This window comes from Pseudomonas sp. 21LCFQ010, assembly GCF_024129905.1.
Taxonomy (GTDB): Bacteria; Pseudomonadota; Gammaproteobacteria; order Pseudomonadales; family Pseudomonadaceae; genus Aquipseudomonas.
This window is the reverse complement of sequence record NZ_JAMYDZ010000009.1, coordinates 13,834-30,218: the sequence shown is the minus strand read 5'-3', so window position 1 is coordinate 30,218 and position 16,385 is coordinate 13,834. Positions and strand designations below refer to the sequence as shown.

Sequence of the window (16,385 nt, the reverse complement as noted above, 5' to 3'; positions counted from 1 at the left end):
TTTATTGTTGAGTTATCGACGGTGCAATGCAGGCACATCTCAGGCGCGTGCGTCGCGCCAGGAGCGGATCAGAAATTCGAAGGTCTCACGCACCCTGGACACCACCTCGGCGTCATCGATCTCACCGGCCAGCCAGGCCCGGGCAGGCTGCTGGAAGATCGTCCGGCCCACCGCAAATCCGCGGCAGACCTGGCTGTTCGCCGCCTGGCGAAAGCCTTCGGCGAGCGCTTCAACCGGTGCATTGAGCCCGAGCAATACGACGCCACGGCAATACGGATCACGCGCGGTGATCAGCTCGTCGAGCTGACGCCATACCGATCCGGGCTGCGTTTCGATCTTCCACCAGTCCGGGTAGATGCCGATGTTGTACAGCCGCTTGATCGCCCGATACAACACGTCGGGGCGGGTCGAAGCATGGTTCTTCGCCGGGATCACTTCCAGCAGCAGTTCGTGGCCGCTGATCTGCGCGGCGTCATAAAGCCCCTTGAGCTGGGCTTCCTGCTCCAGCCGCAGCAGCGGCTCATCGTCCGGGTGAAATTGCACCAGGCACTTGATGATCTGCTCACCTGGCCACTTGACCAGGTTGCTGCCAATCGAGCGGCCATACTCAAACGCCAGCGGCCGCGAGTTCTGCAGCTCGACCGGACGGGCCAGCCACCAGCCGCGACCGGTGGCGGCATTGAGCGCATCCTGGCCGAAACGTTCATCGGCCAACAGACCGACATCTGCCACCACACCCTGGGCGGCCAGGCTGCGTTCGACCTGCTCTATGGCCTGCACGAACAACTGCTTGAGCTGTGGTATCCGGGCCGGATCGGCGCCGGCCTGCTGGGCACTTTCGACCAACTGGAAACGGTGGTCGAAGGCAAAGATAAACAGCGGATTCCAGCTGCGACGCGGCACGCTCACCCGGTGCAGGCGGTTGAGCACAGGGTCCAGGTCAGGGCGGACAATCGGCACCGGGCTGTTGAACAGATAGTCCAGTTCGGCAAGGCTCGGCATCGCCGGCGCACAGGCATGGCGCGAGACCACCAGGGCGCCGCAAGCGTTGGCCAGCTGGCAGCAGCGCGCATCGTCGTCGCCGCTGAGCCAGCCGCGCAGGAAGCCAGACATAAAGGCATCGCCGGCACCCAGCACATTGAGCACTTCGACGCGCACGCCCCGGTGAATCTCGCCATCCTCAAGGCACGCCGGAATCGCCCCGTGGATCACCGTACAGCCTTGCGCACCGAGCTTGACCACCAGGGTCGCGGCGGTGATTTCACGTACCCGACGCAGTGCGTCGAGCAGGTCTTCGCTGCCTCCGGCGATCTGGAATTCTTCTTCAGTACCCACGATCAAATCGAAGCGCGGCAGGATCTTCTGCACATGGGCGCTGACCTCGGCGCTGGCGATAAAGCGTGTTTCGCCGTCGGCCTTACCGGTCAGGCCCCAGAGCACCGGCCGGTAGTCGATATCGAGGACGCGCTTGACGTTGTGTTTCTCGGCGTAGTCCAGCGCTTTGCTGCTGGCCTTGAACACGCCTGGGGTCGAGAAATGGGTGCCGGTGATCAGCAACGATTTACTGCTGGCTATAAAGGCTTCGTCGACATCTTCCTCGACCAGTGCCATATCGGCGCAGTTCTCGCGGTAGAACACCAGAGGAAAGGTTTCACGATCTTTGATGCCCAGCAGCACCATGGCGGTCAGCCGCTGGGAATCGACCTTGATACCACGGGTATCACAGCCCTCGCTGCGCAGTGACTCGGTCAGGAAGCGGCCCATATGGTCATCACCCACGCGGGTCAGCATCGCTGACTTCAATCCCAGACGCGCCGTACCGAACGCAATGTTGGCGGAGGACCCGCCCAGGTACTTGGCAAAGCTACTGACATCTTCAAGGCGCGCACCGACTTGCTGCGCGTAGAGATCCACACCCAATCGACCCAGACAGATCACATCCAGCTGGCGGCCTGATGAAAAGGAAATGTCACCCATCGATGGCTCCTGTTTATTGTTATTCAGCCATGGAACGCGCACCCGTCAGGGGGTCTGGCTCCAGTTGCGTTCAGGCTAGAACGCCGCCAACAAATAATCAATAAATTTTCCACAAAACTCAATATGGAATTTAATTTCCATAAAAGCTCAACATCCGTTACCCTGCCAGCCAACGTGCAAGCTTTCGACGTCAGCCCATGAATGCTGTAACGTGCGATGTCAAAACAAGATGATTGAGGTCCCGTATGCCAATCGCTTCGTCCGAATCGCCCACCAGCGGCCAGACGCCGGAAGCCCCTTCCACCGTCGAGCAGTTGCTGCAGCTGATTACCGAGGACTACGAAGCGTTGCCGCGCCAACTCAAGCGCGTGGCCGGTTATATCAGCCAGCAGAGCGACCGGGTGATGGTCGATCGCATCAGCGATATCGCCCAGCAATGCGAAGTCCACCCTTCGGCCATCGTGCGGTTTTCTCAGCGCTTCGGTTTCAAGGGCTTCAGCGAGATGCAGGCGCTGTTTCGCGAAGCCTATACGCACAAGACCACGCCGGTGCAGAACTACCAGCAGCGCATCCGCAGCATGATCGCCAACAAGAGCCAGCGCGCAGCCAGCGCCGATCTGGCTCGCGAGTGCATCAACGCGACCCGCTCAGGCCTGGACCGGCTGAGTGAGGATCTGGACGACAAGGCCTTTGAGAAAGCCGTAGACCTGCTGGTCAATGCTGACAATATCTATGTGGTGGGTGTGCGCCGCTCTTTCGCCGTGGCCGACTATCTGGTGTACAACCTGCAGCACACCAACAAACGCATCCATCTGGTCAGCGGTATCGGCGGCGGCTACCGCGAGCAAATGCGCAGCATCCGCGCCGGCGACCTGCTGGTCGCCATCAGCTTCAGCCCCTACGGCAAGGAAAGCCAGCAGTGCGTGCGCATCGCCCAGCACAACCAGGCCGACACGCTGATCATCACCGACAGCACCCTGTCACCGCTGGCCAAACGGGCCAGCTCGTTGCTGCTGGTCAGTGAAGGCAGCGCCTTCGCCTTTCGCTCACTCAGCGCCACCCTGTGCCTGTGCCAGGCGCTGTTCCTGGCCGTGGGTTATCGCCTGGAGTTGAAGCTGGACGAGATCCAGCTGAATCTGGATGAGGATGACTGAGGGGGTGTTCGTCAGCCCAAACGCTGAAGCACCACCTCAATGGCCTGATCCACATCCTCATCGGTGGTAAAGCGTCCCAGGCTGATGCGCATCGACTGACCGGCCTGCATGGGGTTGAGGCCCAGCGCCAGCAGCACATGCGAAGGCGCATTGCTGGCCGAGTTGCACGCCGAGGTCGAAGACAGGGCGATCTGGCCGGTAAAGGCCGCAGGGCTGAAGGCAAAGCGCTCGATGCTGACGTTCAGGGTATGCGGGATACGCTGCACCGGGTCACCGTTCAGACGCACCCCTGGCAGGGTCAGCAGCACTTCGCTCAGCCGCGCTGACAGCCGCTCAATACGCTCGAACTCCGAATGCATTTCTTCAGCCGCCAAGGCATAGGCACGGCCCATACCGACGATCTGGTGGGTGGCCAGGGTGCCGGAGCGCAGCCCCTGCTCATGCCCGCCGCCATGAATCTGCGCCTCCAACACACCACGGGCACGCTCGCCGACATATAGAGCACCAATGCCCTTGGGGCCATAGGTCTTGTGCGCCGAAATGGACATCAGGTCCACCGCCAGGCTGGCCAGGTCGATGGCCACCTTGCCAGTCGCCTGCGCCGCATCGACATGCAACAGCGCGCCATGCGCACGCACGATCTGGCCGATGCGCTGAACATCAGTCAGGGTGCCCAGCTCGTTGTTGACCAGCATCAGTGACACCAACAGCGTGTCTTCACGCAACGCATCAGCGACCATCTGCGGGTGAATCAGACCATCGCTGCCGGGCTTGAGCCAGGTCACTTCATGGCCCTGCTGCTCCAGCTGCCTGACGCTGTCGATCACCGCCTTGTGCTCGATGCAACTGCTGATCAGATGACGCCGCCCTTCGGGCGCCATCGCGCAGACACCTTTGAGCGCCAGGTTGTTGGATTCGGTCGCGCCGGAAGTCCAGACCATCTGCTCAGGCTTGGCGCCGATCAGCGCCGCCACCTGTTGACGTGCCTGCTCCACGGCCAGGCGCGCCTGCAGGCCATGTTGATGAGAACTGGAAGCGGGGTTACCAAAAACCGCGCGCTGGCCCATGTAGGCCAGCATGTCAGTGACGACACGATCATCGATGGGGGTGGTAGCGGCGTAATCGAAATAGAGTTCAGACATGGGCGTTCACGGATAACCGGGTCGGTGAAGGATGGAAAAATGATAGAGCCGAACCCAGGAAAACCGATTGATAAATAAAGAACGGAATTGACCTTTTATAGAAACTTATTCCGGTTAAATACAATAAAAAGAAATAGAATTCCACAACCGGGCTTAATGGGTAAATCCAGGCCAAGCGACACCTGAAGGTGACTGAGTGGATAAATTCGATAAAGCGATTCTGGAACTGCTGCAACAGGACTGCACCATCGCCCTGGCCAACATCGCCGAGCGGGTCGGGCTGAGCAACACCGCCTGCTGGCGACGCATCCAGAAGCTGGAAGAAACCGGCGTGATCCTCAAGCGCGTGGCGCTGCTGAGCCCCAAGCAAGTTGGCGTGCCGGTCACGGTATTCGCCTTCGTGCGCACCAGCCGCCACGATCTGGAATGGCTGGAGACCTTCCACCGGCGGGTCAGCGAAATCAGGGAAGTGGTCGAGCTGTACCGCATGGCCGGCGTGACGGATTACCTGCTGCGGCTGGTGGTGCCGGATATCGCGGGGTACGACGTGGTGTACAAACAGCTGATCCAGATACCGGGCATTACCGACATCAGCTCCAGCTTCGCGATGGAGCAGATCAAATCGACGACGTCGTTGCCGTTGTAGCGCTCCGGTGGTCAGACTGGCTGGCAGCGCGATGCGCTGCATTCGTCGGCTGAGCCAACTCCCACCGAGCTCGCGGCGAACTCAAGTAGCAGGCATCACGCCGGACCGGTGGGAGTGGCCGGCCGGCGCTCCGGTTGCCGCCGAAGAGGGCGGGCCTACTGATGTGATTCATCGGCTTACAACCACACTGCATCCCACAACGGATAATCACTGACAGTGCGCACCAGCCCGGCTCGCAGCGGATTGGCAATGATGTAGCGGGCGGTATCAAGCAGTTCCTCTTCTCTGCGTAATGCCTTGTCATGAAAACCCTCCTGCCACAAACACCCCTGTCCACCTATGGCCCTGTTAAGGGCAATCGCGCTTCTGGATTTGACCCGGCGCATCACTTGCGTGAGCGTCCCGCTACGTAATTCAAACATCCAGTGCAAATGATCCGGCATCACCACCCAGGCCAACGAACGGACCAACCCCAGATCCTGCGCATGACGCAGTTCTGCAACCACCAATCGGCCCAGTCGCCAGTCATTGAACAACCGGGACCGGCCCAATGTCACGGTTGTCACCAGGTAAACCTGGCCGCTGATGGATACACGCCCCCTGCGTAGCGAGCCCGAACAAAACCTGCCAGACATCCCCTGCTCCTTGCTTTTGGGTAAACAGCAGAAGGTAAGTGGCGCGCAGGATCTTCGGCGGCCTGGATTTTTCCAGAATGTTGCCTTACCGAGGCCAGTGACGCTGTCGTCGGCTGCCCGGAGCGCCGGCCGGCCACTCCCACCGGATTTGTGTCTTACTCAAGTAGCAGGTACGACACAAACCCGGTGGGAGGTGGCTTGCCGCCGAAAGGGCCAGTGAAGAAAACACATCTGCTGCGGATGTAACGCAGCATTATTGCCCCTGGGCCTTTCAGGTATTCAACACCCGACCGCAGGCTGATAGCCTGACACTCCGCGCATAACGAAAAAGGCCGACGTGGTGAGTAATACCAGTCTGCTGGCAGAACTACAGGCTGAAAACGCAAGGCTGATCGCATTGCTGGAAAAGCACGGCATCGATTGGCAGCTACCCGTAGTGCCCGTACAAACATCGCCTGAACCAATTCACACAGACGCTTCACCTGCACTCGACACAGACGCCAAACTTGCGCTGTTCCGTAGCCTGTTCAGAGGGCGCACGGATATCTACCCACTGCGCTGGGAAAGCAAGAACGGCAACTGCGGATACGCACCCGCCTGTGCAAATGAATGGCGGCCTGGTGTATGCGAAAAGCCCCGAATCAAATGCGGCGACTGCACGCAGCGCCAATTGCTGCCCGTTACCGATGAACTGATCTATAAGCATCTCGCCGGTGCTTTAGTAGCCGGCGTCTACCCGCTGCTGACAGACGACACCTGCTACTTTCTGGCCGCCGACTTCGACGAGGCCGAATGGCGCGATGATGCAATTGCCTTCGTGCAGTCATGTCGTGCACTGGACGTTCCGGTTGCACTCGAAATATCACGCTCAGGCAACGGTGCGCATGCCTGGATCTTTTTTCAGCAGCCTGTGCCCGCCAGCGATGCTCGTCGCCTTGGTGCAGCAATCATCAGTCATGCATGCGAGCGTACCCGCCAACTTGCACTCAGCTCCTATGACCGCCTGTTTCCCAATCAGGACTACATGCCTAAAGGTGGCTTCGGAAACCTGATCGCGCTGCCTCTGCAAAAACGCGCCAGAGCCGATAACCGCAGTGTGTTCGTCGACGACTCACTGCAACCATGGTCTGATCAGTGGGCTTTTCTCGCCTCGATTGAACGCCTGGCACCAGAACGTATTCAAGCCGCCATTACCCAAGCCATCGGCCATCGTGATCCGGTGACAGTCGCTTATCTTGATGACGAGACCAACACTCAACCCTGGAAGGCTGAGCGGACAGCCTCACACGCCCTCGATTGCCCATTGCCGAAGCAACTCGATATCACGCTGGCCAACATGATCTATTTCGAGAAATCGCAGTTACCTCAACCGCTGGCCAATCAGTTGATACGCCTGGCGGCCTTCCAGAACCCGGAATTCTATAAAGCCCAAGCCATGCGCCTGTCGGTCTGGAACAAACCCAGAGTCATCGGGTGTGCACAGAATTACCCGCAACATATCGCCCTGCCCCGTGGTTGCCGGGATGCCGTGCAGGAGATCCTGGATGAACACAAGATCACTGCGGTGATTCAGGATGAGCGCTTTGCGGGTCGCGCGCTCGATGTGAGTTTTCTGGGAAATCTTCGTGATGACCAGCAGGCTGCCATCAACTCGATGCTGCCCCACGATACCGGCATCCTTTGCGCGCCAACGGCATTCGGCAAGACCGTAACGGCCGCTGCGATAATCGCCAGACGAGGTGTAAATACCTTGATCCTCGTCCATCGCACCGAGTTGCTCAGACAGTGGCAGGAGCGCTTGCAGACCTTTCTAGGCGTCGGCAAAGAAATGGTCGGCATCCTCGGCGGCGGAAAGTCCAAGACAACCGGGCGGATCGACATCGCCGTAATGCAGTCACTGTCGCGCAAGGGAGTGATCAGCGATTTGGTGAAGGACTACGGGCAGATCATCGTTGATGAATGCCATCACCTTTCGGCTGTGTCGTTCGAAGCCTTGCTACGCAGCGCTCCTGCGCGCTATGTGCTGGGGCTCACTGCAACACCGACGCGCCGCGACGGTCAGCAACCGATCATCTTCATGCAATGCGGCCCGATAAGGCATACGGCTGCTCGCCCAGCCACGGCACCGCATGATCTGTCAGTGGTGCCCCGATCATTAGCCGCACCGATTGTGGTGCCCGAAGGGGCGGGTATTCAGGATATTTTCAAGCGGCTGGCCGAAGACTCGCAGCGAACGGCAGCAATTGTCTCAGAGGTGGTGAACGCCTACCGGCAAGGCAGAAAAATACTGGTGCTGACACAACGTACCGAACACGTCGCGATTCTGGATAGCGCGCTCAGGCAACAGGTGGCGAATCTTTTTACCCTTCACGGGCGGATCCCAAAAAAACAGCGGGCCTCGTTAATCATTGAGCTGGAAGCCCTCCCCCCAGAAACACCGCGAGTGCTACTGGCCACCGGTACGCTTATCGGCGAAGGCTTTGATCATCCACCACTGGATACGCTGGTGTTGGCCATGCCCATTTCCTGGCGGGGAATGCTTCAGCAATATGCCGGCCGACTGCACCGGAGCCACGCCAGCAAGGCAGACGTGTATGTCATCGACTTCGTTGACGAAGGTCATGCGGCTTTGATGCGTATGTGGGAAAAGCGCAAGGCAGGATACAGGGCGATGGGTTATAGGCTGGAGGATGCGGGGCAGACGTTGACGTTGCTTTGATCATTTAACGAAGAGATGCGCAAGCATCTCATTCAATAGCATCAGCATCCGAGACCTTATCCAAATAGGCCCCGATGAACCAGTCCGGAACATCTTCACGATAAAACTGCAAAACCGTCCCATCAGTGACCTCAGCCATGAAGACAGACTCATCTCCAGAGTTATCAAAAATGAAGGCTCTGTTGGAAACAGCAATTGCTGAAGGCAGGAGCTCAAGCGAGCGGTAGTAGCGCTGGACAATCTTGTCCAGAGGAACGTCATGCCCCCCTTCTCCTACGCGGTTGGCTACTCGGTTGATGTTGATATCCGGCGATTCAGTAGCCACAAAATAAAGATAGGTTCGATAACCACTACATTGTGCGTGCTTAATAAACTCAACTTTGTCCCGCGAGGACATGACGGTCTCAAACGTAAAACTAATTTTGGTCGTCAGAAGCTGATGGCGGATAAAATCAGCCGTCACCGAGGCTATGTAGGAGTTCATGTCCACAGCGCTGAAATCGATGCAATGGCCATTCAGACCCACTCTCAACGATTGAGTCTGTAAACCGGCTTTGGCAACCAGCGCGTGACCTGTGAAGAATGCTTTCAGATCATGAGAACTGGTAGTGATACCAAAAAGCTCGAGATCGAGTAGCCCTGATGATCTGACCGTTTTCTCGATCTCATCGGCATTCACATAAATGCCGATGAGGTTCGGTGGAATCTGATCCTTGATAGTGCTTTTGCCTGACCCGTTGGGCCCGGCGAATACCCGTAACCTAGGCACCGGTACTCGAGTCAACCCGCCTGACATTCACGACCTCACCAAGTTTGACCCTGCGCCGTGGCTTCGTTTCACCTAGCACTTGACGTGATCCGTCGGCCTGAGACGCAACGATAAATGCCCCTTCGACCTTAAGTACGGTATAGCCCGCTGCGAGAGCACGTAGATGTGCCGTCCGTGTAGCGCTTTGCGCCACATCAGGTATCTGCTCTTCCAGGTTTGAAATAGCCTGTTCGGAAAGAGGATTGTTCGAATCTGCAATCATATTGCCTCCACTCGCACTCCATGTCGTTTTACACAACACGTCTGGATTCTAGCGCTGATCGCGCCACTCCAGAAGGGGGAAACCTTTAATTACTCTTCCAGATATTTACCTCATTACAAAACGTAACCTCACTCCACCTCAAACAACCCATCCCTCACCGGCGCATGCGCCAGTATCTGGCGGATCTCTGGATCTATGCGTGGGTCATCAGGCGCATACAGCATAACTTGCCGGTAGGCGCTGATGCGGTTGATCTCGGTGCCGAGAAACTCCCAGACCACGCGGGTGCAGGCCGGGGTGCGGCGGTCGCCGCTGGAGACGCCGGTTTTCAGGCCGTTGAGGCGGGTGATGCGGCTTTTGAAGCTGGGGATCAGGATGGTCTGGCTGACTTCGTTGAAGGTCAGAGACTCGTAGTCGATCAAAAACAACCGGTCTTGCAACTGGAAGGCCGCGCCCAGATAGCGGCAGCGCGCCGACTCTTCGACTTGCCCGCCATTGGACAGCACCTGGCGCTCCTGGCGTTCGAACATGAACACCCCGCCCTCTTCGCGCATGTGCACCAGTGACAGCAGGATGGTGCCTGGCACTGACATGCAGTTGGCGTATTCGAAGTAGTAACCGCAGTAGCGGGTCAGGTCGCCGGAGTGATCGCGCAGGGGCTGGAGCAAGGTCTGTAGCGCATCTTGCTGCGCCGGCGCCCCCACGTGGTTGCCGCGTGCGCCGATCAGGCGGGCGAACTGCTCGCCCGGCAGGCCGAGTTCATAGGTTTCGACGCCGAAAAAATCACCGATCTTTTTCAGGTTGTAGGCCGTCGGCTGGCTTTCGCCAGACAGGTAGCGGTTGAACTGCGCACGGTTGAGGCCGAGCTTGCGGCAGACCTGCGCAATAGAGCGGTAGTGGCTGCACAACAGGCGCAGGTTTTCACCAAGATGACTGGACATGGATAGACGGCTCAGATGACGCGACTGGCGCCAATATAGCATCAAGTAGCGCCATATCGGATCGACCCGCGAAATTGTTTCGGCAAATGTCTTGCTCAAAAATCAGCCACCGCATAACGCGTCGCCTTGGCGTGCCAACAATCACAAGAAGAATCGAGGATTCTCATCATGCTCGAAGTACTGAACGACTTCCTGTCCGGGAAGGTGTTGATCGTGCTTATCGTCGGCCTGGGTAGCTACTTCACCCTGCGCTCGCGCTTCGTCCAGTTCCGCCACTTCATCCACATGTTCAGCGTGTTCAAGGAATCGCTGCGCAGCAGCGGCGGGCAACTCAGCTCGTTTCAAGCATTGATGCTCAGCCTCGCCGGCCGCGTTGGCGCCGGTAACATCGCCGGTGTCGGCATCGCGGTCACCCTCGGTGGCCCAGGCGCCGTGTTCTGGATGTGGGTCACCGCACTGGTCGGCATGTCGAGCAGTTACTTCGAATGTACCCTGGCCCAGGTCTACAAGCGCAGCGACGGTGACGGCCTGTACCGTGGCGGCCCGGCCTACTACATTCAGCACGGCCTGAAGCTGCGCTGGATGGCCATGACCTTTGCGGTCCTGCTGCTGGTCACCTACGGCCTGGCGTTCAACGGCCTGCAGTCGTACACCGTGACCCACTCGCTGCAAAACGCCTTCGACATCCCGGTCCAGTACAGCGGTATCGCCCTGGCCGTGCTGCTGGCGCTGGTATTCCTCGGCGGCATCAAGCGTATTGCTGCGGTCTCTGACCTGTTGGTGCCAGTCAAAACCCTGATCTACATCGCGGTGACCATCTACGTCATCGCCATCCAGATCGAACACGTACCGGCCATGCTGATGACCATCGTCAAGAGCGCCTTCGGTCTGGACCCGGTGTTCGGCGGCCTGATCGGCAGCGCCATCGTAATGGGCGTCAAGCGCGGCGTGTTCGCCAACGAAGCCGGTCTGGGCAGCGCCCCGAACGTGGCGGCCGTAGCCTCGGTCAAGCACCCGGCTGCACAGGGTGTGGTTCAAGCGTTCAGCGTGTTCCTCGACACCTTCGTGATCTGCACCTGCACCGCGCTGCTGATTCTGCTGTCGGGCATCTACGACGTGGGCTATAGCGGCGACGGCATCGTCCTGGCGCAAAACTCGCTGGCCGCGGTGGTGGGTGACTGGGGTCGCACGTTCATCAGCGTCGCGCTGAGCCTGTTCGTGTTCACCTGCATCCTCTACAACTACTACCTCGGTGAAAACGCCCTGCAGTTCATGTTCGGCCGCAGCAAGGTCGCCCTGCTGACCTACCGTGGCATGGTACTGGCGCTGATCTGCTGGGGTTCGATGCAGAACCTGGGCACCGTGTTCGCCTTCGCCGACATCACCATGACCTGCCTGGCATTCGTCAACCTGACCGCCCTGGCCATGCTGATCAAAATCGGCCTGCGGGTGATGAAAGACTACGACGAGCAGCGCAAGGCCGGTATCGAGCAACCCGTGTTCGACGGTTCGAAGTTCACCGACCTGGACCTGGACCGCGCTTCGTGGCCAGCGGTCAAGGCCGCCGACAGCGTGCAAGCTACCGCCCCCGCTGAAGGCCTGCAGACTCAACGCTGAGTCTCGCTGAGCGAACGGCACATTCGCTGCCGTTCGCTGGCCCCCTTCTTGCTGCCGCTTCTGCTCTGCCTGAGCAAAGCGGCACGCTAATTTTCAGGAAACCGGATTTGCCGCCTGCCTCACAAGGCAATCGGCGCTATCCTGCCCGTTTCCAAATCCCTAACTCTAATAAGGAAATCGTTATGCCCGCCGTGCAAAACCTTCTCGTGCTCTATACCGGTGGCACGATTGGCATGCAGATGAGCGCCGACGGCCTGGCCCCGGCTTCCGGTTTTGAAGCACGCCTGCGTGCCCAGCAGGCTGAGCAACCGCAACAGGTGCCCGCGTGGACCTTCCGCGAGCTGCTACCGCTGATCGACAGCGCCAACATGAGTCAGAGCAACTGGCTGGCGATGGTCGCGGCGATCCAGCAGGGCGTAGAACAAGGGTGCGACGGCGTGCTGGTGCTGCATGGCACCGATACCCTGGCCTACAGCGCAGCGGCGCTGAGTTTCCTGCTGCTGGGCCTGCCAGTGCCAGTGGTACTGACCGGCTCGATGCTGCCGGCCGGCGCTGACAACAGCGATGCCTGGCCCAACCTGTTCGGTGCCCTGCAAGCCCTGCACGACGGTGTGCCAGCGGGCGTGCACTTGTATTTCAATGGTGCGCTGATGCACGGCGCCCGGGTCAGCAAGCTGCGCAGCGATGCCTTCGATGCCTTCCAGGTGATGCCGCGTCTGCGTCAGGGCGAGCACCTGGCCGAGTTGCCAGCGAGCATCGACTACCGCCAGCCGCGCGAAGCGGTCAATCTGCTCAGCCTGCCACTGGTTCCCGGCCTGCGCGCCGAACACCTGCGCGCCCTGCTGGGCAGCGGCGTACAGGGCCTGCTGCTGGAATGCTACGGCAGCGGCACCGGGCCTTCGGACAACGCCGAACTGCTCGAGGTACTGCGTCAGGCGCATGCCCAAGGCGTGGTGCTGGCCGCTATCAGCCAGTGTCCGCAAGGGCACGTCGACTTTGGCGTGTACGCGGCGGGCAGCCTGCTGGCATCGGCCGGTCTGGTGTCAGCCGGCGGCATGACCCGCGAAGCAGCGCTGGGCAAACTGTTTGCGCTGATTGGCGCGGGGTTGGCGCAGAAAGAGGTTGAGCAGTTGTTTGTGCTGGACTTGTGTGGCGAGCGTAGCGAGTGAGGGGTCATTGATTTACATCGATGCCCCGGTGGGAGCAGCCGGCCGGCGCTCCGGTTGCTCGTGAAGAGGCCAGTAAAGTCACAGCATCTACTGCGAATGTGCGGCAGTCTTCGCGACCAAGGTCGCTCCCACAAAGGCATGCTGCGCGACAGCGCGGCGCCGAGGCGGCGGGCGATCTCCTACAGGCAACGGGTCACGTGCTTGACCGACTGATACGCTGCCAGCCCCCACGGCCCAAGCTCGCGGCCGATGCCGCTGGCCTTGGTGCCGCCCCAGGAGGTTTCGACAAACACCGCCTGGACCGAGTTGATCCACACATGCCCCACTTCCAGCGCATCGGCGACCCGCTCGGCACGTTCGAGGTCTGCGCTGGCCACCGTGGCAACCAGGCCGAAGCGGCTGTCATTGGCCAGGGCAATGGCCTGTTGTTCGGTGCTGAAACGCCGGGTGCACAACACCGGGCCGAAGATTTCTTCCTGCCACAGGCGGCTGCTGTCTGGCACGTCGACATACAGCGTCGGGCTGACGAACCAGCCGGCGCGCTGCAGCACTGAACCACCGGCCAGGCACTGCAACCCCTCGTTACGGGCAATCGCCAGATACTCAGTCACCTTTTGCCATTGCGCCTCGCTGGTCAGCGGGCCCATGTCGATGTCTTCGGTCAGCGGGTTACCCACACGCAACGCAGCAAATGCCGCCTGCAAGCGCGGAATCAACGCTTCGGCAATGCCGTCCTGAATCAACAAGCGCGAGGTGGCCGAACACATTTGCCCGGCGTTCCAGCAGATCCCTGCAACGATCCAGTCGACGGCCTGGTCCGGGTCGCAATCATCGAACACGATAAACGCCGACTTGCCACCCAGTTCCAGGGTCACCGGTCGGCAATAAGCAGCAGCGCTGCGCATCACCTGGCTGCCGACGCCGTTGCTGCCGGTGAACGACAGCTTGTCGAGGCCGCGGTGCTCGCTGAGCGCCGCGCCGGTGGCGGCCTTGCCGGTAACGATGTTCAAAACGCCGACGGGCAAGCCAAGTTGCTCGGCGATCTGGCCGTAGGTCTGCTCGATCAACGGGGTGATTTCCGACGGTTTGAGCACCACGGTGCAGCCCGCTACCAAGGCCGGGGCGAGCTTCCAGGCGCTGGTGACCAGCGGGAAATTCCACGGCACGATCAGGCCCACCACACCCACCGGCTCCAGGCGGGTGCGCGCAGTGAAGCCCGGTACCGCCAACTCGACCTGGCGGTCGGCGGGCTGGGTTTCGATCAGCTTGGCGTAGTAGTTGAAGGTCGCCACGGCATCGTCGAGATCCACCTCGGCCTCATGCCGGGGTTTGCCGTTGTTGCGCATTTGCAGGGTGATCAAGGCTTCACGGCGCTGAGTCAGTTGCCCGGCAAACTGGCGCAGGATAGCGGCACGCTCGGCAACCGGCGTGGCTTTCCAGCCCGGCAAGGCCAAATGGGCAGCCGCGACCGCCTGATCGACCTGGGCGGCGCTGGCCGAGATCAGCTCGGCGATGGGCTGGCCGAGCGCCGGGTCGCTTACCACAAGGACGTCATCGCCCTCGCCGGTCAGCCACTGGCCGTTGATGTAATGAGGGGTGTGCATGGTCAGTCTTTCCAGAGTGTGAAATGGATTGCGCGTTGTAGGAGCGGCTTCAGCCGCGAAGGCTTCGCCGCTAACGCAGATCACCGCCCGGTCGCTCCTGCAGGGTCAGGCCGATATCAAGGCGCAAACGGCGGTGCCTGGTTGATTTCGATAATCAACGGCCGATCACTCGGCGCTTCGCGCAGCAGCGCTTGTAAATGCGCATGGTCGCGGGCGCGTTCGGCGGCGCAGCCGAAGCCGCGGGCGATGGTCAGAAAATCAGGGGTATAGATATCCACGCCCAACGGGGTGATGTCGCGGCGCTGCATGTAGCTTTTGATCTCGCCATAGCCCTGGTTATTCCACAGCAGCACGATGATCGCGACCTGCGCCTCCACGGCGCTGGCCAGTTCCGACAGGCTGAACTGCATGCCGCCGTCGCCCATCAGGCTGATCACCGGTCGCCCCGGCTCGGCCAGTTTGGCGCCTATGGCGGCCGGCAGGCCGTAACCCAAAGTGCCGTAGCCGGTGGACGAGTTGAACCAGCGGCGCGGGCCGGGCAGTTCCATCAGGTGGTTGCCGCTGTACACGGTCTGGGTCGAGTCGCCGACAAAACGCGCTTCGGGTAACACCTCCAGCACAGCGTCGAACAACCGCAGGTAATGCGCCCAGCCACTAAAGCCCTCGGCCAATTGCCCGCGCACCTCGGCGGCACGTTGGGCGCCGGGGCTGTCGGCGCTCAACGTCCGGTCCGGCAATTGCGCCAACAGCGCCTGCATGGCCTGGCGTGCGTCACTGACAATCGCCAGAGCCGGCGCATGGTTGCGGGTCAGTTGTTCGGCGTCGATGTCGATGCGGATCAGCTCGCCGCCAATCCGGAAATTGCCATCGAACACCACGTCGTAATCGGTCTCGCCCAGTTCGGTGCCAATCGCCAAAACTACATCGGCGTGCAGCGCCTGTTGCCGCACCGGCACCAACGACTGGTTGCTGCCCAGCAGCAGCGGATGATCGCCCGGCAGCAAGCCCTTGGCATTGATGGTCAGCGCGGTCGGTGCGTCGAGCCGGGTGGCCAGCTCAGCCGCCTCCTGCACCGCTTCGACACACCCGCCGCCCAGCAACAGCAAGGGACGTTGGGCCTGGCTCAGCCGCCGGGCAGCTTCAGCGATGGCCCCCGCCTCCGCTGTCGGGCGCGGTACCCGGCAGCGCGGCGCAAGCACCAGGTGATCGGCCGACGCAGTAATGATGTCCAACGGCAACTCGATATGCACCGGCCGTGGCCGCTGGCTGTCGAACACCGCAAAGGCGCGGGCCAGCACGGCGGGCAGTTCCTCAACGCTCGTCAGGGTATGGCTGAAGGCACTGACCCCGGCGACCATCGCCCGCTGGTTGGGCAGTTCGTGCAGGTAACCCTTGCCCAGCCCGAGCCGCGAACGTTCGTTGACACTGCTGATCACCAGCATTGGGATCGAGTCGGCGTAGGCCTGGCCCATCGCGGTAAGGATGTTGGTCATGCCCGGCCCGGTGATGATGAAGCACACACCCGGCTGGCCGCTGACCCGCGCATAACCGTCAGCCATAAAGCCCGCACCCTGTTCATGACGCGGGGTGATGTGACGAATGCCGCTGCCCGGCAGGCCGCGATACAGCTCAACGGTGTGCACACCGGGGATGCCGAATACCGTATCGACGCCCCAGGCCTGCAGTTGTTTGACGAGGAATTCTCCACAGGTGGTCATGGCCGGTTCCTGATTGAAATTAGACATGGATA

The 16,385-nt window shown here is 60.4% G+C and carries 12 protein-coding genes; 5 read left to right on the top strand and 7 right to left on the bottom strand.

The features are described from left to right. Positions 1-39 precede the first annotated feature (39 nt). The gene (gene iolC, locus NJC38_RS12535) at positions 40-1,977 is read right to left on the bottom strand and encodes a 5-dehydro-2-deoxygluconokinase (protein ID WP_253115040.1); all 1,938 of its coding nucleotides are present in this window, start codon (positions 1,975-1,977) and stop codon (positions 40-42) included. Positions 1,978-2,222: 245 nt separating this feature from the next. On the opposite strand from iolC, the gene NJC38_RS12530 reads away from it, so the two are divergent. Further along, positions 2,223-3,131, top strand: coding sequence for a MurR/RpiR family transcriptional regulator (locus tag NJC38_RS12530; protein ID WP_253115039.1), 909 nt, complete (start codon positions 2,223-2,225; stop codon positions 3,129-3,131). An 11-nt stretch (positions 3,132-3,142) separates the two neighbouring features. Here NJC38_RS12530 and NJC38_RS12525 read toward each other — a convergent pair whose 3' ends face one another. Then, positions 3,143-4,273 (bottom strand): aminotransferase class V-fold PLP-dependent enzyme, encoded by a 1,131-nt coding sequence (locus NJC38_RS12525; protein ID WP_045482266.1) that lies wholly within the window; start codon positions 4,271-4,273, stop codon positions 3,143-3,145. Positions 4,274-4,469: 196 nt separating this feature from the next. Between NJC38_RS12525 and NJC38_RS12520 the strand changes: the two genes are divergently transcribed. After that, positions 4,470-4,919, top strand: coding sequence for an Lrp/AsnC family transcriptional regulator (locus tag NJC38_RS12520; RefSeq protein WP_045482269.1), 450 nt, complete (start codon positions 4,470-4,472; stop codon positions 4,917-4,919). A 176-nt stretch (positions 4,920-5,095) separates the two neighbouring features. Here NJC38_RS12520 and NJC38_RS12515 read toward each other — a convergent pair whose 3' ends face one another. Then, positions 5,096-5,554, bottom strand: coding sequence for a transposase (locus NJC38_RS12515; protein ID WP_045482277.1), 459 nt, complete (start codon positions 5,552-5,554; stop codon positions 5,096-5,098). 340 nt (positions 5,555-5,894) lie between these two features. On the opposite strand from NJC38_RS12515, the gene NJC38_RS12510 reads away from it, so the two are divergent. Further along, entirely contained in the window at positions 5,895-8,273 is a 2,379-nt protein-coding gene (locus tag NJC38_RS12510; protein ID WP_253115038.1) for a DEAD/DEAH box helicase, read from the top strand. Positions 8,274-8,301: 28 nt separating this feature from the next. Here NJC38_RS12510 and NJC38_RS12505 read toward each other — a convergent pair whose 3' ends face one another. Together NJC38_RS12505 and NJC38_RS12500 are read right to left on the bottom strand one after the other, a co-directional pair. Further along, entirely contained in the window at positions 8,302-9,069 is a 768-nt protein-coding gene (locus NJC38_RS12505; RefSeq protein WP_253115037.1) for a zeta toxin family protein, read from the bottom strand. A gap of 363 nt (positions 9,070-9,432) precedes the next feature. Continuing rightward, on the bottom strand, positions 9,433-10,245 hold the full coding sequence (locus NJC38_RS12500; RefSeq protein ID WP_253115036.1) for a helix-turn-helix transcriptional regulator: 813 nt from the start codon (positions 10,243-10,245) through the stop codon (positions 9,433-9,435). A gap of 168 nt (positions 10,246-10,413) precedes the next feature. Here NJC38_RS12500 and NJC38_RS12495 point away from each other — a divergent pair, with 168 nt between their 5' ends. Together NJC38_RS12495 and NJC38_RS12490 are read left to right on the top strand one after the other, a co-directional pair. Beyond that, positions 10,414-11,862, top strand: a complete 1,449-nt coding sequence (locus tag NJC38_RS12495; protein WP_253115035.1) for an alanine/glycine:cation symporter family protein — start codon at positions 10,414-10,416, stop codon at positions 11,860-11,862. Positions 11,863-12,044: 182 nt separating this feature from the next. Further along, complete coding sequence (locus tag NJC38_RS12490; RefSeq protein WP_253115034.1) at positions 12,045-13,031, top strand: asparaginase; 987 nt, start codon at positions 12,045-12,047, stop codon at positions 13,029-13,031. A 179-nt stretch (positions 13,032-13,210) separates the two neighbouring features. Here NJC38_RS12490 and NJC38_RS12485 read toward each other — a convergent pair whose 3' ends face one another. Both NJC38_RS12485 and NJC38_RS12480 read right to left on the bottom strand, forming a co-directional pair. Next, positions 13,211-14,635 (bottom strand): aldehyde dehydrogenase family protein, encoded by a 1,425-nt coding sequence (locus tag NJC38_RS12485; RefSeq protein WP_253115033.1) that lies wholly within the window; start codon positions 14,633-14,635, stop codon positions 13,211-13,213. A 116-nt stretch (positions 14,636-14,751) separates the two neighbouring features. Beyond that, positions 14,752-16,353: a 5-guanidino-2-oxopentanoate decarboxylase gene (locus tag NJC38_RS12480; protein ID WP_253115032.1), complete on the bottom strand. Its 1,602-nt coding sequence runs from the start codon at positions 16,351-16,353 to the stop codon at positions 14,752-14,754. Positions 16,354-16,385 lie beyond the last annotated feature (32 nt).